The 24493-nt window shown below is 40.4% G+C and carries 28 protein-coding genes, 1 pseudogene and 1 CRISPR repeat array; of the genes and pseudogenes, 17 read left to right on the top strand and 12 right to left on the bottom strand.

The window, feature by feature from the left end:
• The gene (fliS, locus tag ACHB7C_RS01075; protein ID WP_004909969.1) at window positions 1–399 is read left to right on the top strand and encodes a flagellar export chaperone FliS; all 399 of its coding nucleotides are present in this window, start codon (window positions 1–3) and stop codon (window positions 397–399) included.
• Window positions 389–778: a flagellar protein FliT gene (fliT, locus tag ACHB7C_RS01070; RefSeq protein ID WP_042844217.1), complete on the top strand. Its 390-nt coding sequence runs from the start codon at window positions 389–391 to the stop codon at window positions 776–778. Before fliS ends, fliT begins: the two co-directional genes overlap by 11 nt.
• A 65-nt stretch (window positions 779–843) precedes the next feature.
• On the opposite strand, the gene def is transcribed toward fliT, so the two are convergent.
• Window positions 844–1353 (bottom strand): peptide deformylase, encoded by a 510-nt coding sequence (gene def, locus ACHB7C_RS01065; RefSeq protein ID WP_166685265.1) that lies wholly within the window; start codon window positions 1351–1353, stop codon window positions 844–846.
• A gap of 737 nt (window positions 1354–2090) precedes the next feature.
• Between def and ACHB7C_RS01060 the strand changes: the two genes are divergently transcribed.
• The gene (locus tag ACHB7C_RS01060) at window positions 2091–2543 is read left to right on the top strand and encodes a DUF1097 domain-containing protein (protein ID WP_166685264.1); all 453 of its coding nucleotides are present in this window, start codon (window positions 2091–2093) and stop codon (window positions 2541–2543) included.
• A 447-nt stretch (window positions 2544–2990) separates the two neighbouring features.
• Here the strand turns inward: ACHB7C_RS01060 and ACHB7C_RS01055 are convergent, their stop codons facing one another.
• The 3 genes from ACHB7C_RS01055 to ACHB7C_RS01045 all read right to left on the bottom strand — a co-directional run bounded on the left by ACHB7C_RS01055 (window position 2991) and on the right by ACHB7C_RS01045 (window position 4705).
• Window positions 2991–3488 (bottom strand): hypothetical protein, encoded by a 498-nt coding sequence (locus ACHB7C_RS01055; protein ID WP_048606812.1) that lies wholly within the window; start codon window positions 3486–3488, stop codon window positions 2991–2993.
• 108 nt (window positions 3489–3596) lie between these two features.
• Window positions 3597–3956 (bottom strand): MmcQ/YjbR family DNA-binding protein, encoded by a 360-nt coding sequence (locus ACHB7C_RS01050; protein WP_042844222.1) that lies wholly within the window; start codon window positions 3954–3956, stop codon window positions 3597–3599.
• A 431-nt stretch (window positions 3957–4387) separates the two neighbouring features.
• Window positions 4388–4705, bottom strand: coding sequence for a hypothetical protein (locus ACHB7C_RS01045; protein ID WP_129465787.1), 318 nt, complete (start codon window positions 4703–4705; stop codon window positions 4388–4390).
• Window positions 4706–5261: 556 nt separating this feature from the next.
• Here ACHB7C_RS01045 and ACHB7C_RS01040 point away from each other — a divergent pair.
• On the top strand, window positions 5262–5393 hold the full coding sequence (locus ACHB7C_RS01040; RefSeq protein WP_048606810.1) for an entericidin A/B family lipoprotein: 132 nt from the start codon (window positions 5262–5264) through the stop codon (window positions 5391–5393).
• A gap of 240 nt (window positions 5394–5633) precedes the next feature.
• Here ACHB7C_RS01040 and ACHB7C_RS01035 read toward each other — a convergent pair.
• The 4 genes and pseudogenes from ACHB7C_RS01035 to fliE form a co-directional block, all read right to left on the bottom strand.
• Window positions 5634–5756: pseudogene (locus ACHB7C_RS01035) on the bottom strand (cold-shock protein); the annotation flags it as partial.
• A 7-nt stretch (window positions 5757–5763) separates the two neighbouring features.
• Complete coding sequence (cspA, locus tag ACHB7C_RS01030; protein WP_042844225.1) at window positions 5764–5976, bottom strand: RNA chaperone/antiterminator CspA; 213 nt, start codon at window positions 5974–5976, stop codon at window positions 5764–5766.
• A 347-nt stretch (window positions 5977–6323) separates the two neighbouring features.
• The gene (locus tag ACHB7C_RS01025; protein ID WP_131679924.1) at window positions 6324–6731 is read right to left on the bottom strand and encodes an ASCH domain-containing protein; all 408 of its coding nucleotides are present in this window, start codon (window positions 6729–6731) and stop codon (window positions 6324–6326) included.
• 868 nt (window positions 6732–7599) lie between these two features.
• The gene (fliE, locus tag ACHB7C_RS01020) at window positions 7600–7911 is read right to left on the bottom strand and encodes a flagellar hook-basal body complex protein FliE (RefSeq protein WP_042844236.1); all 312 of its coding nucleotides are present in this window, start codon (window positions 7909–7911) and stop codon (window positions 7600–7602) included.
• A gap of 244 nt (window positions 7912–8155) precedes the next feature.
• On the opposite strand from fliE, the gene fliF reads away from it, so the two are divergent.
• From fliF to fliR, 13 genes are all read left to right on the top strand, one after another.
• Entirely contained in the window at window positions 8156–9841 is a 1686-nt protein-coding gene (gene fliF, locus ACHB7C_RS01015; RefSeq protein ID WP_042844238.1) for a flagellar basal-body MS-ring/collar protein FliF, read from the top strand.
• On the top strand, window positions 9838–10830 hold the full coding sequence (gene fliG / locus ACHB7C_RS01010) for a flagellar motor switch protein FliG (RefSeq protein ID WP_042844239.1): 993 nt from the start codon (window positions 9838–9840) through the stop codon (window positions 10828–10830). Before fliF ends, fliG begins: the two co-directional genes overlap by 4 nt.
• A complete protein-coding gene (fliH, locus tag ACHB7C_RS01005; RefSeq protein WP_042844240.1) occupies window positions 10823–11542 on the top strand; it encodes a flagellar assembly protein FliH in 720 nt (239 codons plus the stop codon). The genes fliG and fliH overlap by 8 nt, the downstream gene beginning before the upstream one ends.
• Complete coding sequence (gene fliI / locus ACHB7C_RS01000) at window positions 11539–12903, top strand: flagellar protein export ATPase FliI (protein WP_048606797.1); 1365 nt, start codon at window positions 11539–11541, stop codon at window positions 12901–12903. The genes fliH and fliI overlap by 4 nt, the downstream gene beginning before the upstream one ends.
• An 11-nt stretch (window positions 12904–12914) precedes the next feature.
• Window positions 12915–13358, top strand: a complete 444-nt coding sequence (gene fliJ / locus ACHB7C_RS00995) for a flagellar export protein FliJ (RefSeq protein WP_042844242.1) — start codon at window positions 12915–12917, stop codon at window positions 13356–13358.
• Entirely contained in the window at window positions 13359–14732 is a 1374-nt protein-coding gene (locus ACHB7C_RS00990) for a flagellar hook-length control protein FliK (RefSeq protein ID WP_210787180.1), read from the top strand.
• 164 nt (window positions 14733–14896) lie between these two features.
• A complete protein-coding gene (gene fliL / locus ACHB7C_RS00985; protein WP_042844245.1) occupies window positions 14897–15376 on the top strand; it encodes a flagellar basal body-associated protein FliL in 480 nt (159 codons plus the stop codon).
• A gap of 5 nt (window positions 15377–15381) precedes the next feature.
• A complete protein-coding gene (gene fliM, locus ACHB7C_RS00980; protein WP_042844246.1) occupies window positions 15382–16389 on the top strand; it encodes a flagellar motor switch protein FliM in 1008 nt (335 codons plus the stop codon).
• Entirely contained in the window at window positions 16382–16798 is a 417-nt protein-coding gene (gene fliN, locus ACHB7C_RS00975) for a flagellar motor switch protein FliN (protein ID WP_042844248.1), read from the top strand. Before fliM ends, fliN begins: the two co-directional genes overlap by 8 nt.
• A gap of 22 nt (window positions 16799–16820) precedes the next feature.
• Window positions 16821–17279 (top strand): flagellar biosynthetic protein FliO, encoded by a 459-nt coding sequence (gene fliO, locus ACHB7C_RS00970; protein ID WP_198861297.1) that lies wholly within the window; start codon window positions 16821–16823, stop codon window positions 17277–17279.
• Window positions 17280–17315: 36 nt separating this feature from the next.
• Window positions 17316–18035 (top strand): flagellar type III secretion system pore protein FliP, encoded by a 720-nt coding sequence (gene fliP / locus ACHB7C_RS00965; protein WP_173424801.1) that lies wholly within the window; start codon window positions 17316–17318, stop codon window positions 18033–18035.
• An 8-nt stretch (window positions 18036–18043) separates the two neighbouring features.
• Entirely contained in the window at window positions 18044–18313 is a 270-nt protein-coding gene (gene fliQ / locus ACHB7C_RS00960) for a flagellar biosynthesis protein FliQ (RefSeq protein WP_042844250.1), read from the top strand.
• A gap of 2 nt (window positions 18314–18315) precedes the next feature.
• Window positions 18316–19095, top strand: a complete 780-nt coding sequence (gene fliR / locus ACHB7C_RS00955; RefSeq protein WP_042844251.1) for a flagellar biosynthetic protein FliR — start codon at window positions 18316–18318, stop codon at window positions 19093–19095.
• Between the two features lie 379 nt (window positions 19096–19474).
• A CRISPR array of direct repeats spans window positions 19475–20462; the repeat unit is 28 nt; unit sequence TTTCTAAGCTGCCTATACGGCAGTGAAC.
• Window positions 20463–20592: 130 nt separating this feature from the next.
• Here fliR and cas6f read toward each other — a convergent pair.
• The 4 genes from cas6f to csy1 are packed head-to-tail and all read right to left on the bottom strand — an operon-like array spanning window position 20593 to window position 24472.
• Complete coding sequence (gene cas6f / locus ACHB7C_RS00950; protein ID WP_166685259.1) at window positions 20593–21228, bottom strand: type I-F CRISPR-associated endoribonuclease Cas6/Csy4; 636 nt, start codon at window positions 21226–21228, stop codon at window positions 20593–20595.
• Window positions 21229–21236: 8 nt separating this feature from the next.
• Window positions 21237–22259, bottom strand: a complete 1023-nt coding sequence (gene csy3, locus ACHB7C_RS00945; RefSeq protein ID WP_042844253.1) for a type I-F CRISPR-associated protein Csy3 — start codon at window positions 22257–22259, stop codon at window positions 21237–21239.
• A 3-nt stretch (window positions 22260–22262) separates the two neighbouring features.
• On the bottom strand, window positions 22263–23207 hold the full coding sequence (csy2, locus tag ACHB7C_RS00940; RefSeq protein WP_395346165.1) for a type I-F CRISPR-associated protein Csy2: 945 nt from the start codon (window positions 23205–23207) through the stop codon (window positions 22263–22265).
• Complete coding sequence (gene csy1 / locus ACHB7C_RS00935; protein WP_210855509.1) at window positions 23204–24472, bottom strand: type I-F CRISPR-associated protein Csy1; 1269 nt, start codon at window positions 24470–24472, stop codon at window positions 23204–23206. The genes csy2 and csy1 overlap by 4 nt, the downstream gene beginning before the upstream one ends.
• Window positions 24473–24493 lie beyond the last annotated feature (21 nt).

The raw sequence follows: 24493 nt of genomic DNA, 5'->3' as shown, positions 1-24493 counted from the left end.
ATGTATCAAAGACACGCACAGCAAGCCTATCAGCAGGTTGATTTGGAAAGTGAAATTACCAATGCGACACCATACCAGTTGATCCAGATTCTGTTTAAAGGGGCGCTTAGTGCCCTGAAACGCGGTGAGATTTTTATGCAGCAGGGTAAGGTGGCGGAAAAAGGTAAAGAAATCTCAAAAGCTATCGACATCATTGACACAGGGTTAAAGCAGTCGTTAAATTATGAGGCTGGCGGCGAGCTTGCTGAAAATTTAGCAAGCTTGTATGAGTATATGACAATGCAGTTACTTCGCGCCAACCTCGAAAACAACGTGGCTTATGTCCAAGAAGTTTACCAATTACTCTCCGATATCGCTTCTGCATGGCAGCAAATCGGTGCAAATGTGGATGAAAGATAATCAGGTGGACAATAAAAATCCTATCGATTTACATGAAATATACCGTAATGTCTTAGTATTGAGTGAAGAGTTAGTTGCCTTAGCGCAATCCGGGGAATGGGAGACATTAGTCTCCCGCGAGACAGAATATGTCCTTGCGGTGGAAAACCTCACCCAGTTGACCCAAGCGTTCGAACAACAACAACCAATCACTGAAGAATTTATTCAGTTATTGCATAAAATTATTGAAAATGAACGTATTACTAAAGAATATTTACAGCAGCATTTAAATTTCTTAAGCAAAGAAATGAAACAATTAGACCAAAAACGGGTACTCAATAATAGCTACGGCCAATTTGATGAGCCAGATACCCCGATTGTCATTCGCCCCATGGAATAAAAACCAGTCCGTGTGTCAGGCCATTAGACCTGACACGCCATTTCGGATATAAATACCAAAAACGACTATTGTTGCTGTTTTAAACGCTGTTGTTTTTTCAGCTTTTTCAATAGCATATTACGTTTTAGTGGTGATAGGTGGTCGAGGAACACTTTGCCATGTAAGTGGTCAATTTCATGCTGCATCACAATCGCCAAGAACTCATCAGTATCGACTTCAAACGCTTTGCCATGCCTATCGAATGCTTTAACTTTAACACGCAGAGAACGCGCTACATCCGCATAAATTTCAGGGACTGACAAACACCCTTCTTGGTAGCTAGTTTCCCCTTCACTTTCCACAATTTCAGGGTTCACAAACACCATTGGTTGGTCGCGGTTTTCTGAAATATCTATCACCATAATCGACTTGGTTTCAGCAATTTGGGTTGCAGCAAGGCCAATTCCATTATCAGTGCTGTACATGGTATCGATTAAATCGTCAATTAAGGTTTGAACTGCGGCGAAATCCGTCACAGGGCTGCATTTAATACGCAGTCTCTCATCAGGGATTTCAATAATTTCTCTTACTGCCATGGTTTAAATCCTATTAATTCAGTCTTTATTCTCAATAATTAAATCTATTGCTCAGCTAAAGTTGCTATATCACCACAATGGCGGCCACAACCACTTAATAAATATAGTAAAAATAGATATTAAGAGTTAAATAGGCTGACACATTAAGTTATTTAGCTATTTTTAAAAGAATAAGTATAAAAAACATTATCGGCTTTTTTATTTACTAACAATATGCAAAAAATGACATCTAGATTGAACGCAATTTATTCAACACCCTATTAATGATAAAGAAAGTGAACAAATTGAGTTAAAATTCCCTGAAAAAACAAAGTATAGTGAAATTTGACAGAAAAATACCATGTTATTTAACAAACTGCATCAAAAATTGGCAAAAAGTGTCATTCTATACATCGTCCTGTTTACACTCTATCAATATTGGTTCACTTATCGCAGCGCTATCCCCTTTAAGCTAAGCTGATATTTTACACCATTGTGCGATGTAATCGATTGCAATTGATCTAAGCGTAAATAATCGCGGATACAAATTGCAACGCTTTATTTATCTCTATACAATGCTCGCCTTTACAAGGAGGCATCCTCCTCATTCAAGCAATAATCACCTTATTATTAATAAGTTAACTTGGTGCTATACCCATTAACAGCATCAGGCTATTAAAAAGAACACAAAGCTGAATCGAATCAACTTAAAGTCATACAACCTAGAGATATACTCTACATAACTTAAAGTGCATATTGTGAAATTACTATTTTGTCTTTCGTTAACCACCGCCATTCTCTCTGGTATTTGGGCTTGGGTCGCAGACTCTTTAGGGTTAATTAGCTGGGCTGGTTTTCTTGGCTGTACAGCTTATTTTGCTTATCCAAAAGATGGCGTTAAAGGGCTTGGTATTACTGCTTTAACGGTTAGTAGTGGCGTTATTTGGGGGTTAGTGATCCTCAATAGTAGCCATTATATTCAACATCTACCCAGTTATGTGGGTTATTTTATTACAGGCTTAGTTGCTTTTTTTATGTGTATTCAAGCCAAAAAACAGTGGCTAGCTTATATACCCGGTACCTTTGTGGGGACATGCACTATTTTTGCAACACAAGGCGCATGGTTAATTACCATTCAATCATTACTTGTTGGCATACTTTTTGGTTTTGCGATGAAAAAGAGTGGGCTTTGGATATCGGATAAATGGTAAAAAAAAACCGCCACTCTGGCGGTTTAAACATAAATATAACCAAGGGAATTTCAAACAAATTCAATATTACATTAAACAGGTATAACAGCAATACTTAACATAATGATTTAATTAGGAATTACCAACAATTCCCACTAAGTAACCCTACTTAAATCAAAATATTAAATAAACTAAATATTATTAATGAAGCAATTAAAAATCAGACTAAGACTCTTTTTTTGACTAAAAAAGATTATGACTTTGAGAAAAAACAACCCAATATCCATTGGGCTCATTTTTCAATATTTCATAATTAAGATTAATCTGCCTTAATTAATAACCATTAATGCTTTAACTGCCAATTAATAACATTAGTTTACTAATTTAATAACCATATGCCGCTTATATTTAAATTAAATTTATTATAAATAACGACCAATCAAGTTATTTTTAATATAACCCAAAGTATTAAGGTGTGAATGTTACAACCCCAATGGGGTTGTGTGTTGATTTAGTTGTCAGCCAAATACTAATGTTACCTATAGGTGTTGTGAACCTCTCACTTGTTTTATCGCAAGCCTCACTGTTTTGGCAATTTTGCTTTATCTTAGTGATGAGGTCTGCATTGAAACCATTTTTTTGCAGAAAATCAGCTTCAATATTCAGCTTTTCATTAAAATTCTGGAAACTGGGATTACGCCCATCAATCCCCGCGAATGTAGAAATAACTTTGACCAGCGCTCCTTTATCAAAGGTGAGTTCATTTGAATAGGACCATTGATTAAAAGGCTTCTGATTTTCAAACTTACAAGTTGTGATATTTTCTTTCGTTTCACAGTTACCATCTTTAACAAAGTTGATACTTTCCATTGACTGCCCCCAAGTTAAGCCAAATGGAGCATCAGGCTTGCTATCACAGCCAACTAATAAAGCTGTAAAAGCCATTGCGACTAAAATTTTTTTCATCATCATGCCTTTTTAGTGATCTATCGTTTGAAAGTAGTAAATGATACTAACAACTGGATACCATAACGCTAAAGAAAAAATACAGTAACAAGTTTACAAACCAACCCGCTATTTATAGGTTAATTTATAACTTTCATCGATCAACAAGGTAAGCTCGTGCTTATTAAAATCACTATTCAGGTGTACCGTCACCCAGTGCTCCTTGTTCATATGGTATGCAGGGTAAACACCTTTATTTAGCCTTAAAGAACCAACTAATTCAGGGGCAGCTTTCAGGTTTATAATGTCAATTATCTTACCCCCTCCACCTTCATATAATTTATTTGCTGGAATACTCATCATAACAGCAAACCACTTTGAGTTGTTTGTATGCCGAAAAACAAGGTATTTAGGTAGCTTAGCCCATGGGTGCTCAGGAGCTACACCATAATGGCTCTGTATATAATCAATGACCTCGTCTCTCTTCATGTTTTGCCCTCATCAACTCACTGCAACCATGTTAGATCAGTAAAAATGCAAATTAAAACCAATAAATACCTTGATGCTTTGGAAATAGGGTTATACAACTAGAATACCAATAAGTGCCTAATCTACAGATAAATACAGCTCTCACTTTCTAGATTACTTATTGAATTTTATTAATTATTTTTAAGAATATAGTCTAGTTAACTTTGATAACGTTACTCTTGCTGTTAAAAACTTACAAAAAGAAACATATTTTTAACTATATATTCATAAGCTAACTAAAGAAGCGGTATAGTGAACACCAATGTTAATCTCATTTAATACATTCCTTTCGGCTCCTACTCGGAGCCATTTTTTTCTTGATATAATCGTTAACCTAAGCAAACCCGATAGAACACTTCACATAGGACAAAATTAATTTTTTAGCCGTAATCTTATTCACAACTATCACCCCATCTCTTTTGAAAGTCATTCTCTGACATTATTTCACCTTCAAAATCAAATAATGGAAAAGAATACACGCATGAGCCCTGCTTACTTGCGGCCACTTGGACGATAAACCGTTTATATTTATAAGGGCTCCCATCCTTAAAAGTAAAAACTTCGCCGCAGACATGACCAATCACTTTATTTTTCATGCTAGTGCCGTTTGAATAAAACGTGACATTTTTAAAACTAGCCGCTTGAGGTTGATACATAAAATCAGCAACCATCGCTTTTGCGCCGTCAATAACGCTCGGGTTTTTACTCACATTCAGAGAAACGCCAAATATAAATGCAAGCAATACCAATAATAGAACACATAAGAAACGCAAAATCTTAGTTAGCACAGCAAATAACCATGAATGAAATACAGGCTCAAAATGTACTCTTTATAACCATCCAGAGCAATAAAAACGCGTATTCATCAGGCAATTACATTAATTGAGTGATTAGGTGACATGGATAAAACTCGCGTAAAGGATAAATGACCAAGCAACGTTAGCTCAAACCTTTACAAAATTATTCTGGTCATTTTTTAACCATAACTATACATTAATATTCTCAGCTGAAGAATGTTAAAAACACTGAGTACATAGAACCAAGCAATAAATTACTCTCGATAGCATACTAATAAGACAGTCTAGTGTATTTAAACCTTGATACCCTGCGATCCCTTAACCCTATTGCAGGGTTCTTTTTATTTCCTGAAATACTCATTTATTTACATCGGCAAAATAAGCGAAAAATGACACTGTTGATATTCTGCTATAATTAAACAAGCACTATCTGATGACTTGTGTTTTTTTACAACGAGAGGAAGAAGATATGTTAAAAAAGATCAGTTTATTCGTATGCTCAATCGCGGTTATATTCTCTTTAACAGCCTGTAATACCACCAAAGGCGTCGGTGAAGATGTCGAGGCCGGAGGCGAAGCGATACAAAGAGCGGCTCAATAGTGACCCAAGGCAGGCTGAATTAGCGTCACTAAAGGCTACTTAATGTAGCCTTTATAATATGAATAGGGTTATTATTTTATTAATTATCTGAAGATCATGCATATATATTATTGGAATTTAATCGCCATATAAGCCATATAATAAGTTATCGTAAAAACCTAACCTATTAATGTCAAAAAACCCCGCACTTGGCGAGGTTTTAAATATTGACCTAACTAGCAGCTAATTAGCTTGAGCTTTCATCGCACTTTTGCAAAAAATACATTTTGCACCATGTGGATTACTTATTGAAATATCAAACTGTGAAGTCCGATATTGTGAGCCGCTACAGCAAGGACATTTAAAATAAAAATAAATTTTTATTGTGCCCTTAAAGCGCAACTACATTTGCAGCAGCTGGACCTTTCATACCATTTTCAATGGTAAATGAAACTTGTTGGCCTTCAGCTAAAGATTTGAAGTTATCGCTCTGGATTGCAGAGAAGTGAACAAACACATCTTTACTGCCATCAGCAGGAGTAATAAAACCAAAACCTTTATCATCGTTAAACCATTTTACTGAACCAGTCATTGTATTAGACATAGAATTTCCTTTAATTTTTTAATTTTGCCATAAGGCATATGTGCGGTTTGTTTGGTATTTTTACTTATGGGAATTAATTAGAAGGAATTCGCAATGAAGAGGTATCTGAGATAGCGCTTAATGGTGAACATCTTAAAACTGACTAGCATAAATAGGCCTGTACTTCCAAACCAGTGAACGAATTAGACCACAAATATTTAGAGATAGCAAACTTTATTATACTAACCATTAAATAACTAGCTTTATAAGAGAAGTTTAATGACCAGGGTTTACGGCGCATAGGATAAATATGTTTATTTTATATTCCATCCAATAAAAACCCACAGTAAGCGGGCCTTGTAAGTTTTTTAAATGACTTCAATTAGCTCAAACTCTTCAGCAACTAGCTCCATATCATCAGAAAAACAGCCTTCTCGAGTAAAAAAGCCCTTATGACCCGCTCTCCAAAAATCTAAGCTTAAATCACCCTCACCTTCTTTCCTCGCAAACTCTTCAGTAACTTCATTAAACTTAATTAGTTTTAATGCTGTTGTCCGTATCACACATTTAGGCTCTTTAGCCCCATTAAGGATAATATTGATGCCACCAATTTTAATTAAATCTTCAGATAAATAGGATTTCAATGAACTACATGACGCGGTTTTACGCCCATTAACTACAAGAGCAACTAACTCATCAGCAAGTTCGGGGCTATCACCGAATGACCATACCGATGCATTTGGGTATTTAGTTTTTAATTTATCCAAAGTATTCATTATCAATCTCTCTATATTCTTTATTAGCCTGACAATATATATTTATTATGGTCACTTGTCATACTTGTGGCATATCACTAAACGCCCTATCTATTTCTTCATGAGGTTTTGGTAGATGGATAATAGAACGCAAATCTTTTGAAAAAGAAAGTCAGTGATAATGGAAACTTTAATGAAGGTTATGGAAATGGAGCGAGACTAATCACATGGCTAACGGACAAGCACGTGAAAGAGGCCCATTCAGGAAAAATTAAAAGGCATTAATAAAGATATAAACCGACAAATCACTCAGGCTGTTAACGCTGGGAGCCGTAAAAATGCCCTCGATAAGCTCACTAGAATGGTTGTGATGACAGCCAAAAATCAAAACGCTATCAAGCACAAGTAACCCACCGCACCAACACTAATGTATAAACATAATAATGGAAACCGCTTTTCCAACACTTTCAGCTAACGTGAAAGGATGTGTAGGGAATAATTGCCCGAAAAATTGAATAGCAACAAATGAAGCTTCCATAAATAACACCTATACAAATCAGAATGCAATCATTTAAACAGAATAAATAATTGTTATCAATCGATAAGTAATGGTTTCCCACATCCTGAGGTAAGCATGAATATTGATAAATACAAATTACGTGTAACCCAAAACGTAAGTACACCATGAACCCCATATTTTAATTGCCTAGCCATAACAATAAAATTAACTCTTCAACCTAAAGGAGAACTTGAATGGTTAATAATATATAGTGTGGATAACTGAAAATGATGCCAGCTAAATTGATATTTTGAATAGAAATGCCCCATCACTGCCCCAAGGAAGCAATGACAAGGCAATAAATTCATAATATTAAAGCAGGTAATTAAATCACACTGGCATTGACATAATTTCTTGGTATGCAGCCACCAGCTTATTTCTGACTTGTATGCCCATTTGGAGGCTTAAACTCGCTTTTTGCATATCAACCATCACATCATTCAAAGAAATATCTTGTTTTCCCAACGTAAAGTTTTCAACTTGCTTAGCAGAATCATTACGTGTTTTATTTATTTGATTCACAGAGGCGACCAGATGATCAGCAAAACCGACGGGTTCTATTATAGGTTTTGTTGGGTTCGTTGCCTGAGTTGCCACAACATTTAATTGTGATACAACTCCTTCAATCGCTTGAACTGTCATTTTATTCTCTTCTTATATAGTGTGAATTTTTGTCACAAATTTATTTAGCAAGCTTACCCTACCACACCCTTTTTAACTTGAAGCCGATAAATAACACCTAAATTATAGGCTGATTCCGTCATTAGAACCCTACAAAACAATAAATAATAGCAAAGTGAAAAAGTGACGTTACGAAGAGGGAAATAACATTGTTTCACCAAAAGTATTTTCATCCGTCTAGTAGTCTGCCAAGCAGGGAATATTTATGAGTGCCGCATCTAAAGACACGGGGGAGGCCAAAAAGGGTTTTGCCTCAATAGTTGATCGTATTAAAGCTGATCCTAAAATACCGTTAATGATTGCGGCGGCTGCAGCTGTTTCAATTATTGTTGCCCTACTTCTCTGGTTACGCAGTCCTGACTATCGCGTACTTCTTAGTAATCTTAGTGCTAAAGATGGTGGCGATATTGTCAGCCAATTAACTCAGATGAATGTGCCATATCAAATCGCTGATAATGGTAGCGCCATTTTAGTTCCTGCAGATAAAGTGCATGAATTACGTTTGAAGCTCGCCCAATCTGGTTTACCTAAAGGGGGGAATACTGGCTTTGAATTATTAGATAAAGAACAGTTTGGTATTAGCCAATTTAGTGAACAAATTAACTACCAGCGTGCTTTAGAGGGTGAATTATCTCGCACTATCGAATCGTTGAGCCCCGTGCAAAGTGCGCGTGTACATTTAGCAATCCCAAAACCGACACTATTTGTCCGTGAGCAAAAGTTGCCTACAGCTTCTGTCACGGTAGGTTTATTACCTGGAAGAATGCTCGACGAAGGGCAAATTAGCGCCATTGTGCATATGGTCTCAAGTAGCGTAACAGGATTAACTGCAAGTAATGTAATTATAGTCGACCAAGCGGGACGCTTGCTCACAAATAATGATAACAGCCAGCAATCAGCTAATAGCGCACAAATTAAGATGACCAAAGAGATGGAATCTCATCTCAAACAACGCATTGAAGATATTTTGTCACCATTAGTTGGGCGTGCCAATATTCATGCACAAGTCACCGCGCAAATGGATTTCTCCAAGGTTGAGCAAACCTCCGAAGAATATAAGCCGAACCAAACACCGGACAGCGCCGCTATTCGTTCCCGCCAGAACAGCCAAAGTATGCAAAACAATAATGGCGGCACGGGCGGTGTCCCGGGGGCATTGTCGAATCAACCAGTTAGCGCACCGAATGCGCCAATTGAAACTAACAAAGACAATAAAGACGCACAGCAAACCACCAATAACCGTAATAACACGACTAACTCGCAAAGCGATGAAACCACAAATTACGAAGTAGATCGCAAAATTAGCCATACTCAACGGCAAATTGGCGTCATTGATAGGCTCTCGGTCGCAGTTATTGTTAATTACCATTCACAAGAAGGCGAAAATGGGCCAGAAATGAAACCATTGCCGCCAGAGATGCTACAGCAAATTGAAGCGTTAACACGAGAAGCGATGGGCTTTTCTTCAGCACGAGGAGACTCAATCAACATCACTAACTCCTTATTTACTGATGATACGCCTGTTGAAGTAGAGCCATCATTACTGTCCAATCCACAGTTGATTACACAACTTTTGGATTACGGAAAAATATTGCTCATCACCCTCATTGCTTGGTTTATGTGGCGCTTCGGTATCAAACCTCAATGGGTTAAATATCGTAAAACACAACAAGCCCAAGTTGATGCTGAAATTTTTGTCGCAACTCAGGCAAAAGCACCGTTCGTGGTAGATGAAGAAATAAACGAAGACATGGATGAGCAAACACGCCGCCGTCTTACTCGCCAGCGTGTTAGTGCAGAGATCCAAAGCCAACGTATACGTGAAATGGCAGAGAAAGACCCACAAGTCGTGGCAATGGTTATCCGTCAGTGGTTAGGAAAATCCCTATGAGTTTAAGTGGAACAGAAAAAAGTGCCGTAATGTTAATGACACTCGGTGAAGATCAGGCTGCGGAAGTATTTAAGCATCTAAACCCTAAAGAAGTTCAACAATTGAGTATGGCGGTGTCTAACATGCGCCAAATCTCCAATAACGAACTTGCGGAAGTGCTAACTGAATTTGAAGAGTCAGCAATTCAATTCGCGGCCTTAAATATCAACACAAATGATTACCTGCGTTCGGTACTGGTCAAAGCGTTGGGTGAGGAACGCGCAGCTAGCTTACTTGAAGATATCTTTGAAAAACAAGAAACCACCTCAGGTATCGAAAGCCTCAACTACATGGAGCCACAAACCGTTGCCGATATTATCCGTGATGAACATCCACAGATTATCGCCACAATTTTAGTTCACTTGAAACGTAACCTCGCTGCGGACGTACTTGAATTATTTGAAGAGCGCCAACGCAATGACATTATGCTACGTATCGCTACTTTTGGTGGAGTGCAACCTGCAGCCCTAGCGGAACTGACCGAAGTCTTAAACAACTTATTGGACGGCCAAAACCTCAAACGCAGCAAAATGGGTGGCGTAAGAACAGCAGCAGAAATTATCAACTTAATGAAAAGCCAACAAGAAGAAAGCGTTATCGATGCAATGCGGGATTACGATGGCGAATTGGCTCAACGCATTATTGATGAAATGTTCCTGTTCGAAAACCTTATCGAAGTGGACAACCGCAGTATCCAACGTATTTTGCAAGAAGTGTCAACCGACTCACTGGTCATTGCCCTCAAAGGCAGCAATCAAGCCCTGCGCGACCACTTCCTCAACAATATGGCGGTTCGCGCTGCCGAAATTGTTCGCGACGACTTGGAATCGCGTTCACCGGTTCGCATGTCCCAAGTGGAAAACGAGCAAAAAGCGATCCTGCTTATCGTTCGTCGTTTAGTAGAAAAAGGCGAAATCGCCATCGGTGGTGGAGACGATGTGTATGTCTAATTCAACAACGCCTAACGACCAATGGCAGCCTTGGCAACTGCGTGAGCTTAACCAATGGGATCTTAATTCAACTTTAAATGAAGCTCCTGAGCCAGACGCACCAAAAGTGCCATGCTTAGAGCCGAAAGAAGTCTTAGAGCAAATCAACTTACTCGATAACATAAAAGAAGATGCGCAGCGTACAGGTTATCAACAAGGCTATGAACAAGGCCAAAAAGAGGGTTATCAAGCCGGGTTTGAACAAGGTTTACGTGCTGGTGAAGAGCAAGGGCGTGAGCAAGCACTTGCTTTGCAACAACCCGTCATTGAAACATGGCAAAAATTGTTATCTGAGTTCAATTATTCTCTTGATACCTTTGATACGGTTGTTACCACAAAGCTGCTACAAATTGCATTAACCGCTGCAAAACAAGTGTTGGGTCAATCTACTGTATGTGATGGTACTGCATTACTTGAGGAAATCAGTAACTTATTACAGCAAAAACCTATTTTTGCGGGTCAACCAGAATTACATGTTAACCCCAATCATTTTGAGTTGATTGAACAGCACCTTGGTTCACTCTTAAATCTGAATGGTTGGCGGTTAGTCGCAGACCCTAAGCTGCATATTGGGGGTTGTCGTGTGGTCGCTGAAGATGGCGAAATCGATATGACCGTCGCAACACGTTGGCAAGAATTGTGCCGTTTATATGCACCGGAGAGCTTTACATGACCGCACGTTTGGGACGCTGGATTGCCTCGCTTGACGATTTTGAATCGCGGATGAAAGGCATTCCGATGGTACGCCGTTATGGCCGCCTAACAAAAATTACGGGCTTAGTCATGGAAGCCGAGGGGATTAAAATGCCCTTAGGGGCAACCTGCTTTATTGAACGCTCCATTAATGGCGGTACAGACGAAGTTGTGTGTGAAGTCGTCGGTTTTAGTGGGCCTAGAATGTTGTTGATGCCATTAGCCGACCTCGAAGGTATCTCCCCAGGTGCTCGTGTCTATGCTCAATCAACGGGGGATGACGGGCAAACCAGCCGCTTACTCCCTATTGGTAATGAACTATTAGGGCGAGTGCTTGATGCACAAGGCACCCCATTAGATGGCAAAGGCCCACTCGAAGTTAAAACGCGAGCCCCATTAATCACACCCCCCATTAATCCTCTTGAACGCACACCAATCAGTAGTGTGCTCGATGTCGGTGTACGAGCAATCAACGCGTTATTGACTGTGGGTAGAGGGCAACGCATGGGCCTGTTTGCTGGCTCAGGCGTAGGGAAAAGTGTATTACTTGGCATGATGGCACGCTTTACCCAAGCCGATATCATCGTCGTTGGGCTGATTGGGGAACGTGGCCGTGAAGTTAAAGATTTTATTGAAAATATTTTAGGCACTGACGGTTTAAAACGTGCAGTGGTGGTTGCTGCACCTGCTGATGTTTCCCCCCTCTTACGTATGCAAGGTGCATCTTATGCCACGCGTATCGCCGAATATTTCCGCGATCAAGGCCTCAGCGTGTTGCTGATCATGGATTCCCTTACTCGCTACAGTATGGCTCAACGCGAAATCGCCTTAGCCGTCGGTGAACCACCAGCAACGAAAGGCTACCCCCCTTCTGTTTTTGCCAAGCTACCCGCACTCGTTGAGCGCGCAGGTAATGGCAAGAATGGCGGCTCGATCACCGCTTTTTATACCGTATTAACAGAAGGCGATGACCAGCAAGACCCGATCGCAGATTCTGCTCGCGCCATCCTTGATGGTCACATTGTGCTTTCTCGTTCTTTAGCAGAGTCAGGGCACTACCCAGCTATTGACATTGAAGCGTCCATTAGCCGTGCAATGACTGAACTGATCCCAAAAGAACATTACCGAAAAATTCAGCGTTTTAAACAACTCACCTCTAGCTATCAACGCAACCGCGATTTAATCAACGTGGGGGCTTATGCAATGGGAAGTGACCCAATGCTGGATACTGCAATTCAATATTACCCACGTATGTCTAAGTTTTTACAGCAAGATATTGATGAACGTTGTGATTACCAAACTGCTTGCGAGCAATTACAGCAAGTGGTACCTAGCGAGTAACGAGGGGATAAATGGCCAATAACAATGCCTTAACGACATTACTCAGTTTAGCCGTAGAAGCCTCCGAAGAGGCAGCAAAGGTGTTAGCGCAAGTACGCCAAACTCATACACAAATGGCGCAACAATTAACCATGCTGGAGAATTATCAAACCGAATATCGGCAAACATTAAACCAGACATTGCACAGCGGAATGGCCTCCGATAAATGGCAAAATTACCAGCAATTTCTCGTCACGTTAGAGCTAACCATTGAACAACAGCAGCAACAACTTAATTTGTGGGAACAAAAAGTGGATGAGGCTAATCGTCATTGGCAAGAAAAACAACAACGAGTCAATGCGTTTGATACTTTGATACAACGCGCTGAACACACCGAACATCAACGTCAAAATCGTATAGAGCAAAAACAAATGGATGAATTTGCCCAACGAGCGACTTTACGGAGACCACAATAAATGGACATCAACGCGACTATCGTACCTGTTGCACCGCCAGCAAAGACCATAAAAAGTGCTAATGAACAGCAAAATGGCCCCAAGGATGACGAAAACCAAGCTCCCGCATTACCATTTCAAGCGCTACTTGATAACCAACAACCCGCGCCCAAAAATACGGCTGTAAACACGGCCGTTGATGAACAAGCGCTGAATAAAGAAATTGTCGCCGATAAGTTAGCGGTTTCAGATAAAACAAGCGCGTCCCCGGCAAGCAAAACACCCACTCATGGTGAGAACACCCTTGAGCAGCTTAATTTCACCCGCAATCTTAGAGGTGACGGCGTACAAACCGCTCTACAATCTGAGCTGTTAGTCGGGGAGAATTCAAGCGAACAACCTTGGCTCAATAATTTAAAGTTATCGCTTTCTAGTCAAATACATCCATCAGCTAATGGGCAACTTGCCGCTGAGTCGCTCCCTAAGTTAGGCGCGTTTAACCAAAAGATGCAGCAACTAAATGGTGACCTTGAAGATATCACACTAACTAGTGACAAACTGCTAGATAAGAGCCAATTAGTGCTTGATGAACAAGAAGATAAACCGGCAATAACGGCGTTTATTAAAAACGAAAAGGATGAGCGTCGCGATCAGCCCCTTTTACCGTTAGATAATCAACGTGACGTTCGTAGTAAAAACCTGACAGCGGATTTTATGCCATTAAATAAAAAAGTGAGCGATAAAGAGCCGCAGTCTGGCCTACCCACTTTTTCGACTGATATGCTTGGTTCAAACGGGAAAGGTGCTTTTGTCACACAAAGCGAAACGAGTGCCTTTACCACGGCCACAACACACCAGACATCAACTCAACCAATTAGCATGATGCCAACAACCTCTGTCGCACAAGCCGCTGCAATGAACGCTCCGACCGCAGCGCCAACCTTGCATCTCACTAGCCAATTAGGCAGCGAAGCTTGGCAACAACAGTTAAGCCAACACATGTTATTTTTCTCCCGACAAGGTGTTTCTCAGGCGCAAATTCGCTTACATCCTGAAGAGTTAGGCTCACTCAATGTGCATTTACGCATTGAAGATAACCAAGCCGTCATGCACTTTGTTTCGCCTCACAGCCATGTTCGCGCCGCGATGGAGTCCATGATGCCTGTATTACGTAATGCGCTACAAGAAAGTGGCATTCACTTAGCTCAAGGCTCTGTGGGGCAAGATAACTTGGGTAACTCATCAGATAATCAACAGCACAACACGCATCAACATGATGGCCATATTCAAGCTACTCATGCAACGGCCGGTGCCGTTGGTATCAGTGAAGCGAATGCTTCTGTTGCCGCTCAAAAGTCGGTATCTAGGCAAGGTGGGATTAACACTTTTGCATAATAAGTAAACGAAATGCGGTAATTTCCTAGCTAAAGCGCCGAGTTACCGCCTTTTTGTTTCGTTTTTCACTCCTTTAACTCTTAGCAATCAAGCGATAATGCTAGAGATCATAAAGTAAAAAACCCATTTGGGTTTAGCATCCAAGAAACAGGAATTCAGCTAACATGTCGTCACGCAAAGAATCAAAAAGTTCTCATAAAGGGTTGATCATTCTGCTTGCCCTTATTGCCTTAGCAGGGGCTGGTTTTGGTGGTTACACCTGGTGGACGACACAGCAAAACACTCAAACGGCTAGTGAAGAAGAAAAACGTCCGAACATGCCACAACCCATTTTTATGGAGTTAGAGCCATTTACCGTGAATTTAGCCGGTGCTGATAATGGCCCTGATCGTGTGCTCTATATTCATATAACCTTGCGACTTGCAAATGAAAAATCTCGTAAACAACTTCATGAATATCTCCCTGAAGTACGTAGTCGCTTACTACTATTACTATCAGAACAAAAATCAAAAAATATTGAAGTTCATGAAGGCAAGTTGCAGCTAATGAAAGACATTAAGCAAACACTCACCCCTACCCTGATCCCGGGGGATACCGATCAGGATATTTCTGATGTGTTATTTACTACTTTTATTCTGCGGTAATATTCATGAGCGATAATATTTTATCTCAGGCTGAAATTGATGCGCTTCTTAATGATGATGCGCCTTCAAACGATACGCCGGTGCCAGAGAATCAAGGAAAAGATAATATTCGCCCTTACGACCCAAATACGCAACGTCGGGTCATCAGGGAGCGAATGCAGTCTCTTGAAATCATTAACGAACGTTTTGCGCGCCAATTCCGTATGGGGTTATTCAATATGTTACGCCGTAGTCCGGATATCACGGTGGGCGGAATTAAAATTGAACCTTATCACGAGTTTGCTCGTAACTTACCAGTACCAACCAACCTAAATTTAATTCACATGCCACCATTGCGGGGCACTGCGCTCTTTACCTTTGAGCCTGCTCTCGTTTATATCGCGGTTGATAATCTATTTGGGGGAGACGGTCGTTTTCCTGTTCGTCAGGAAGGTAAAGAATTTACCAATACTGAGCAACGGATTATTAACCGAATGTTGAAGTTAGCATTAGGGGCTTATCGCGATGCTTGGAGACCAATAGCGGATATAGAAGTAGAGTATGTACGCTCCGAAATCCAAGTTAAATTTACTAATATCACCACATCACCAAATGACATTGTGGTAACCACGCCATTTTTAGTTGAGATAGGCAATACGGTTGGTGAATTTAGTATTTGTATTCCCATTGCCATGATTGAACCATTGCGTGAGCGTTTAATTAACCCACCAATGGAACAAGGGCACCAAGAAAATGAAACTTGGGTGACAAATCTCGTCACACAAGTAAAACGTTCTGAACTTGAATTGGTTGCCAATTTTGTTGACATTCCAATGCGAATTTCTCGCTTACTGCAACTGCAAAAAGGGGATGTGCTCCCTATTGAGAAGCCTGACCGCCTCATTGTCAATGTTGATGGCGTTCCTGTACTAACCAGTCAATACGGAACTCAAAATGGCCAATATGCGTTGCGTGTAGAACATTTGATTAACCCTGTTTTAAACACTCTAGATGAGGAAAGTACCAATGAGTGAGGCGAAGAACTCTCCTGATGCATCAACCAATCACGCTAGTGAAGACCTATGGGCTGAAGCGCTGGAACAGCAAAAAAAAGCGGAATCCGCCTCAGCTGGTGCACAGGCTTTTGATAACCTTGATGGGCAGAATCCATTAAATCAGTTGTCCGACATCGATATGATTATGGATATCCCAGTTCGCCTATCCGTTGAGCTAGGGCGTACTAAAATGACCATCAAAAAACTACTCAGTTTGTCTCAAGGCTCTGTCGTTTCTCTCGATGGTTTAGCTGGCGAGCCATTAGACATTTTAATTAACGGTTATTTAATCGCTCAAGGGGAAGTCGTCGTCGTTTCAGATAATTATGGTATTCGCATTACAGATATTATTACGCCATCCGAACGTATGCGCCGCTTAAGCCGTTAATAGACAATATGAGTCACTGAAAATGGCAATAACCAACCAAGCTGAACAGGCACCAGCATCCGTGCCTTTTTTGTCAACTAGCGTTCCTTCCAGTGAATTGAATGCGCCAGCTATCGACCATAGTAATAGCTTAACGCAAATTTCAGGCTCATTGGGGGTCATTATTTTATTGATTCTGATTGGCGCTTGGTTGGTTAAAAAACTGGGTTTTGCCCCGAAGAAAATGGGGAAAGAGCAAATTGTGAAAGTGACAAGCAGTTGCTCATTAGGCAATAAAGAACGGGTTGTCGTGGTTGAAGTCAATAACGAGTGTTTAGTATTAGGTGTGACAGCTCAAAATATTAGCCTGTTACATCAATACCCTGCACAAGATAAAACCACTGTATCTTCAGTTATTGAGCCCCTTACGTTCCAATCCGTATTAAAGAAAAAACAAGATGCGGCGGATCATGCGGCATCAGTAACACCTTTGTATAAGTAATTGGAAGCACACATGTTACCACGTAAATCCCTACTGATGATTGCTGTGCTTCTATTTGCATTGCCAAGTTCTGCATCAGCAGCACTCCCTGCCGTTATCAGCCATAGTTTAGCCGATGGAGGCCAAACTTGGTCATTACCCGTTCAAACCTTACTATTTTTAACCCTGTTAGGCTTTATACCCGCCTTACTCTTAATGATGACCAGTTTTACACGCATCATTATTGTTCTCGGTTTATTACGAAATGCCTTAGGGACACCCTCTGCACCACCAAACCAAGTATTATTAGGTTTAGCGTTGTTTTTGACCTTTTTCGTTATGTCCCCCGTTGCCGACCAAGTTTATCGTGAAGCATACCAACCCTTTAGCGAAGATAAAATCAGCCTTGAAGTCGCACTAGAAAAAGGGACTGCCCCGTTAAGGACCTTTATGTTAGGGCAAACTCGCGAATCCGATTTAGCGCTTTTTGCTCGTATTGCCAAAGTGGGGGAGATTCAAGAGGCGAAGGATGTTCCTTTACGGATCCTCGTTCCCGCATTTATCACCAGTGAATTAAAAACGGCATTCCAAATCGGCTTTACCATTTTTATTCCATTTTTAATCATAGACTTGGTTGTTGCTAGCGTCTTAATGGCCTTAGGGATGATGATGGTTCCACCGGCAACCGTTTCACTTCCCTTTAAATTAATGCTGTTTGTATTAGTCGATGGCTGGCAATTATTACTTGGTTCATTATCGCAAAGCTTTTTTAATTAGGAGTAACGATGACACCTGAATCTGTCATGGCAATGGGCACTGAAGCAATGAAAATTGCCTTAATGCTAGCGGCTCCATTATTACTGGCGGCACTAGCCGCAGGGTTGATTATTAGCTTACTGCAAGCCGCAACACAGGTTAACGAAATGACCTTATCTTTTATCCCTAAAATTTTGTCAGTCATTTCAGTGATCATCATTGCGGGGCCTTGGATGCTCAACCTACTAACCGACTATATGCGAACGTTGCTTAGTAATTTACCCTTTATTATTGGCTAGCAATGTTAACCATTACCAGTGAAACGCTCACGCTCTGGTTGAGCCAAGGTTTTTACCCTTTCATACGCCTTTTGGCGCTGCTCGGAACAGCGCCCTTTTTTAATGAAAAACAAGCCATTACCAAGGTTCGAGTTGCCCTTGCTTTTTTTGTCGTGTTGATTGTTTCCCCGCAACTTCCCGTGGTAAATATTCCCCTATTTTCTGCAATGGGGTTATGGGTCATTGTGCAACAGATTGTGATTGGTGTGGCGATGGGTTTAACCATGCAAATCGCCTTTGCCGCGGTTCGCCATGCAGGAGAAGTCATTGGTTTGCAAATGGGGTTATCTTTCGCGACCTTTTTTGACCCAACCGGTGGGCCCAATATGCCTATTTTAGGGCGCATCTTCAATGTGATTACTATTTTATTGTTTCTCGCCTTCGATGGCCATTTATGGTTAATTTATATTATCGTCAATTCATTTGAATTGATCCCCATTCAAACAGCCCCACTGAATAGAGACGGTTTTTGGGTATTTGTTCAATTTGCCAATACCTTATTTATTAATGGGTTAATGTTAGCGCTGCCTTTTATTACATTGTTTTTAATTCTCAACCTTGCGCTCGGTATCCTAAACCGTATGACCCCACAACTGTCCGTATTTGTGGTGGGTTTCCCCCTCACCTTAACTATAGGTATCAGTATGCTAGGGGTAATTATCTCCATCCTTCCCCGATATACTGAACGCCTTATCCACCAAGCTTTTGAGCAATTGTCATTGATGTTTAATTTGTTTATTTGAGTCGTGATGTTTGTATTTTTTTAATTAAATGCAGGTTTATAAAATTATTTATAAAATCGAATGATGATTGAAAACCAATAACAATTTATTTCAAACTCAAAGCTCATAACCCCTCCTAGTTATCCCTATTATTATCTGATTACCCGGTCTATTTTTCAGGTATTTATCTCTAATCAAAATCTGCCTTTGTGGCAGTAATATAATACCCGTTCTATATTTCATTTCTAAGCTATCGAATGATAGATACGTATTATATTTGATATTAAATTTAACTTAAGATAAAGATGGTATAACTACTTATTTCACAAAAAACTAGCTTTAACTCACATTTATTTTTTTCACCAATTAGAGAATCTAGATATCTATTCTTTAATATTCTTCTCTAAACTGCCTATATGGCAGTAAACTTAAGTTGATAAATTAAGCTCTTTAATCCACTTTTCTAAGCTGCCTATACGGCAGTGAACACGCATTGGGCTACCGACTATACGCTTCATTTTTTCTAAGCTGCCTATACGGCAGTGAACAGATAACCCTTGCCCGTCAGGGAATTCCTTAATTTCTAAGCTGCCTATACGGCAGTGAACATGGAAAAAGCACGACAGCTTAATCCGAAAGTTTTCTAAGCTGCCTATACGGCAGTGAACGCAATCATAGCTATTGCATTACCTGCACTAAGTTTCTAAGCTGCCTATACGGCAGTGAACCATTCGTTTGAGATATTCGATATCGAATTTACTTTCTAAGCTGCCTATACGGCAGTGAACAATTTTGTTCGTCGGGATATGTATATCCGTAATTTCTAAGCTGCCTATACGGCAGTGAACCATTTTTGATGATAGCGAAATGATTTCATCAGTTTCTAAGCTGCCTATACGGCAGTGAACCAATAGGGTCTTTCATTGTTAATGGTACGACATTTCTAAGCTGCCTATACGGCAGTGAACGATTAACAAGCTTGATAAAGACGCTTCATTAGTTTCTAAGCTGCCTATACGGCAGTGAACAGTAATATCGATATTGTTCCTCGAATTACAGATTTCTAAGCTGCCTATACGGCAGTGAACTTAGAACGATTGTAGAGCTAGGCCGTAATGCTTTTCTAAGCTGCCTATACGGCAGTGAACTATCTATTACAAGGTAATTGGATAGAATAATATTTCTAAGCTGCCTATACGGCAGTGAACCTACATAATCTGATTTTTCAGCCTTACTGTTATTTCTAAGCTGCCTATACGGCAGTGAACTCCCTCGTGCGCTCTCCTGTTCCCACCTTACATTTCTAAGCTGCCTATACGGCAGTGAACGCCGCCCGCAGGCGGCTGGTGGATGGACGTTATTTCTAAGCTGCCTATACGGCAGTGAACTATGCAATTTAATATAATAATCATGCTATAACAATTAGTTAAGGGTATTTATTATAAAATACCCTTTAATTTATGAATATTTATAACATACTGATTTAAAAGTTATTTTTTAAAGAACAAAAAATAATGGTTAAAAATGAGGAACCGTTGCAACCAACGTTTGGTCATTTGAAAGCTGGCTTAAACCATAGCAATTAAACATCCCAGCTTGCATTTGTGTTGCTATCACTTTTTCAATAAAGAGTGGAAAAGGCCGGCTTCCTGTTTTCTCATTCTTTGCATGTAAACTTGTAACCCAAATAAACGGTAAACGGTTATTGGCTTTCGGCCGACTTTTAGATAACACTTCCAAGCACTGCGCCACTGACTGACCTGATTTTTCAGACCATAAACGTGCTTTTTGCTGCATATCGGCTTCTATCCGGTTTTGGCCTTTTACATGTCGTCGAATATAACTGACAGGAACACTTTGCTCTGGCACGGTTTGAATAGATTTAATATGAGCGTAATCCATTAACCTTGCTAACCACTTCGGTAAATTTAGCTGCTCAAGTTCCTCTGGTGTTTTAGCATGCAAACGGATTTTTCTACCTAAGCGAAAACCAACGCTACCATATTCAGGAAATGCAACAGCAATAGCGCTTTGGCCTTCAGCCGTTTGGTTATCTGCCAGCGCAATATGAATTTGCTGGTAAACTTTCTGCCACAAAAAATCCACTGAAACGGTTGAGTCAGGTAATAAAGTGACCTCCTGATAATAATTCATATTTCACCTTATTTATCACTTTCACCAAACACACCGCCACGCACTAAAACTGCCATCACATAATGCTCATCTTCAATACGTGATAATTTTTCACCGCGAGCCCATTTATCGAATAGGGTATAGAAGTCTTGGTTATCTTTTGGCGTTCGAAAAGCGGTACCTAAATTCGTCACTGCGCCATAAGGCTCAATTGCGATAGCCCCTGCACCACTTTCAGTTCCATACGCGGGGTACCACGTGTCAATGGAGCGCAAAGCATTACCAATTTTTTGTGAATGCATCGCAGCATGCCCATTCACATGATATAAAATTTTGCTTTTATCCCCTTTGCCTTTATCCATCACCAGCTCTTCACTTGGGTAAACTTCTTGTGCTTTGCCTAGTTGAGAGTAAGTGGTAATTTCTAATAATAATGCACCTTGAGGGTGAGCTAAAGCGGTAGCAATTTTCTCACCTAATTGAGCCACTTTTTCATCTTGAGTATCAAATTGGTGAATACTATATTGTGTGGCGTCAAAAACCCATTCCATTGATTGCCCTTTATTAAGTACTTTGACAACCACTTCGATATGTTCGGCACCTACTCGGTTACGCCATAAAAAGCGCCCATTAGCGACATTCTGCGCATAACGATAACCTAATTCACGAAAGCCTTCTTTTTCAATATAACCTTTTGCTGCTTGCACATAACCTTTTTTAAATAACACGTTATTACACGCAGAAGGTGTCTCAACTCCACCAAGTATTTTTAAGGTGAATTGATGAACTAAAGTATCTTGCTCAGTTCCTAACGCACAGGCATCGACTGTTTGTAAGTTGGCTTTTTCCACCTCAGAGTTTAGCTTTAAAGGATCATTTTTTACCGCACCTTTTAAGCGATTGGAAATAGTACCCCGTACCGATTTTTCTTGTAATGATAAAGGGGTAAAATGCGATTTATTTTCCCAACAAGTACCATAAAAATAACCATCAGATGGAACCAATTTTTTTTCAAATGCTAAAACAGATGCAACATCATTATTCTTCGCCATTACTTATTCTCCACTCGAAATAAATTTAGATGCCACTTGTTGGCATAAATAAAGGTTATTAGGTTCGTCATAACCGTATTGCCACAATATTTCATTAATATTGTTAGCGCGGTTTGCCAAAATAAACTCACCGAGCGTCACAACACTTTCTGCGAACCGGTGAGGTACGTCTAAATCTCGCTGATTTTTTGCCTGAGCAAGTGGCGAAACCCCTTGATATCCGGTAGCAATAGGTACAACCCAACCTGCCACTTTACGTTGAGCACGCCATTCAAATTGCGATTTCCCCTCATTTTCGTTGCCCCATTCGACGCAATTATTCTCTACCACCACATAGTCCAACAAAGCATCCATAGCATCTTGCCCATCTTCCATCGCTCGAATCATTAAATCCCTGCGTTCTATTAGCGCATAACCGGGCATTACGCTATTTAGCAGCCCCTGCCTTGATTCCCCGTCTACCTCATCTGATTGCAGAATATGTGCTGTTGGTTTATCTAATGAAAGAATGTCGCCACCAGCGAGCTTCATCGTCTGTATTAAGTCGTAAATGACCTCTAAAATAGGCGATTGTGTAGGGAGTGCTTTAGTCTTACCACCGTCATTCACGCCATATCTGATAAGTAATGACACGTCTAAATGACAACGGGCCTCTTCAATAAATGCGGAACGCGTACCGTCACTATTCAATGGGTTTGCAGTACCTACAATGGAGTTAACATAATCATTCGGCCCGCGATAGGTTTGTAAATCACACGCGTGACTAATAACAGCAATAGAATCAAACACAATATCCAAGTGGCCATCAGCCCGCAATTTACGCTCTAGGGCATGCATAAAACCGAGCCAAGCCGTCATGGCTGGAAAGCCAATGGTATAAGGGCTAGATAACGCATTGGCATTTTGTATTTTGATATGAGGAAGCTTGAGTATGTAGGTTGAGCTCATCGTAACAGCTCCTTATTAATGGCGATAACCTGCGCGATAGCCGCTAGCTCGTCGTTACCTAAAGCAATGGCTTTTTTCCCTAACACTTTTTTGTAATGACGCATAAACTGCTGAGCAATAAGAGTAATAATTCCCTCTAGCCATTCATCCGAGTTATTACGCTGCTGTTGGTCTGGAAACAGCCAAATTTGCTGTACTTTTGCTAATTGAGTGGGTAATTGAATGTTATTCTGTTCAAACCCACGCCTGACCTCCCACATGGTCAACATAATGTAGTCTACATATTCTTGGATACGCCTATCACGATATTCAATAAAACGGCTACCACGCTGCGCTTTCGGTAGGGAGATCAAACCATGAAATGCTTCTAACGTTTCTTTAACTTGCCAAGGGTTTACAGTATTGGTAAAGAAGTCATAAGTAGGTAAACGCCGCTTACGCTGAGCTATTTGGGGGGGTAATGACGGCAATAAATGGGCTTTCCCTGCATTTTGATTATTAAGCACGGAAATATTTTGGGGCTTAGTTCCCCCATAGCCAATAGTGGTTAACCCATAAATTTCTTTATAGCCAACCTGGCTAAATTCCCCCTTGCGTTTTAAATCACGCAGTGCCTTAGTTTGCTCAGAAAATCGAATTGTATCAATACGTTTGCGTAGTTCAAAAACCAAACCGGATGGGGTCAGTGGAGATAATAAATGGTATTCGTTATCCTCCAACCACACAGGAAAGTAAACTTGTTTTATTTTTGAGCTAGTGATCACGGTTTTATCTGCCACCACCATGGCAAGAAAACCATCCCTGAGTAAATGATACTCTTCATCCCCTTGATTAAGTATGTCTTTTGCTAACGGTGTTTCATCCTTAATATGGGCCAACAACGTTCGGTTATCTTGCAATTCAAGTGTGAGAAATTTATATACATCAAGCGCTGCCGCATTACCCAATGCATCCGTCTCAACCATGACATTCCCTGTTCGGAGCAAGCCATCATTTGTGTGCTCTGCACTCGCTAATATTGGGGTGACATACCCGTTTTTGTTTTTTCTAGAGCTTGGATGACTAAAGGTACAAGGATGCGTGGATAATGAAATTTGCCCCGCCCGCTTCGCAGCACTCGGCAACCACTGAGCCAATGATAAAATAGCATCACATTTCTGCTGCAGTTGCTGTATTTCCCCTTCACTCATCGACGCTTTTACATTTTTTTTAAGCCAACTTTCTTTACGCTCTGTAAAGAAAGCCTCTATTGCTGGATCTAACATAGTAAATGGTCCTTGTGACTT

This window comes from Providencia sp. 2024EL-00732 (genome assembly GCF_044006275.1).
Taxonomy (GTDB): domain Bacteria; phylum Pseudomonadota; class Gammaproteobacteria; order Enterobacterales; family Enterobacteriaceae; genus Providencia; species Providencia huashanensis.
Note: the sequence above shows the minus strand (reverse complement) of the source record. Positions and strands in the feature narration are given on the sequence as shown.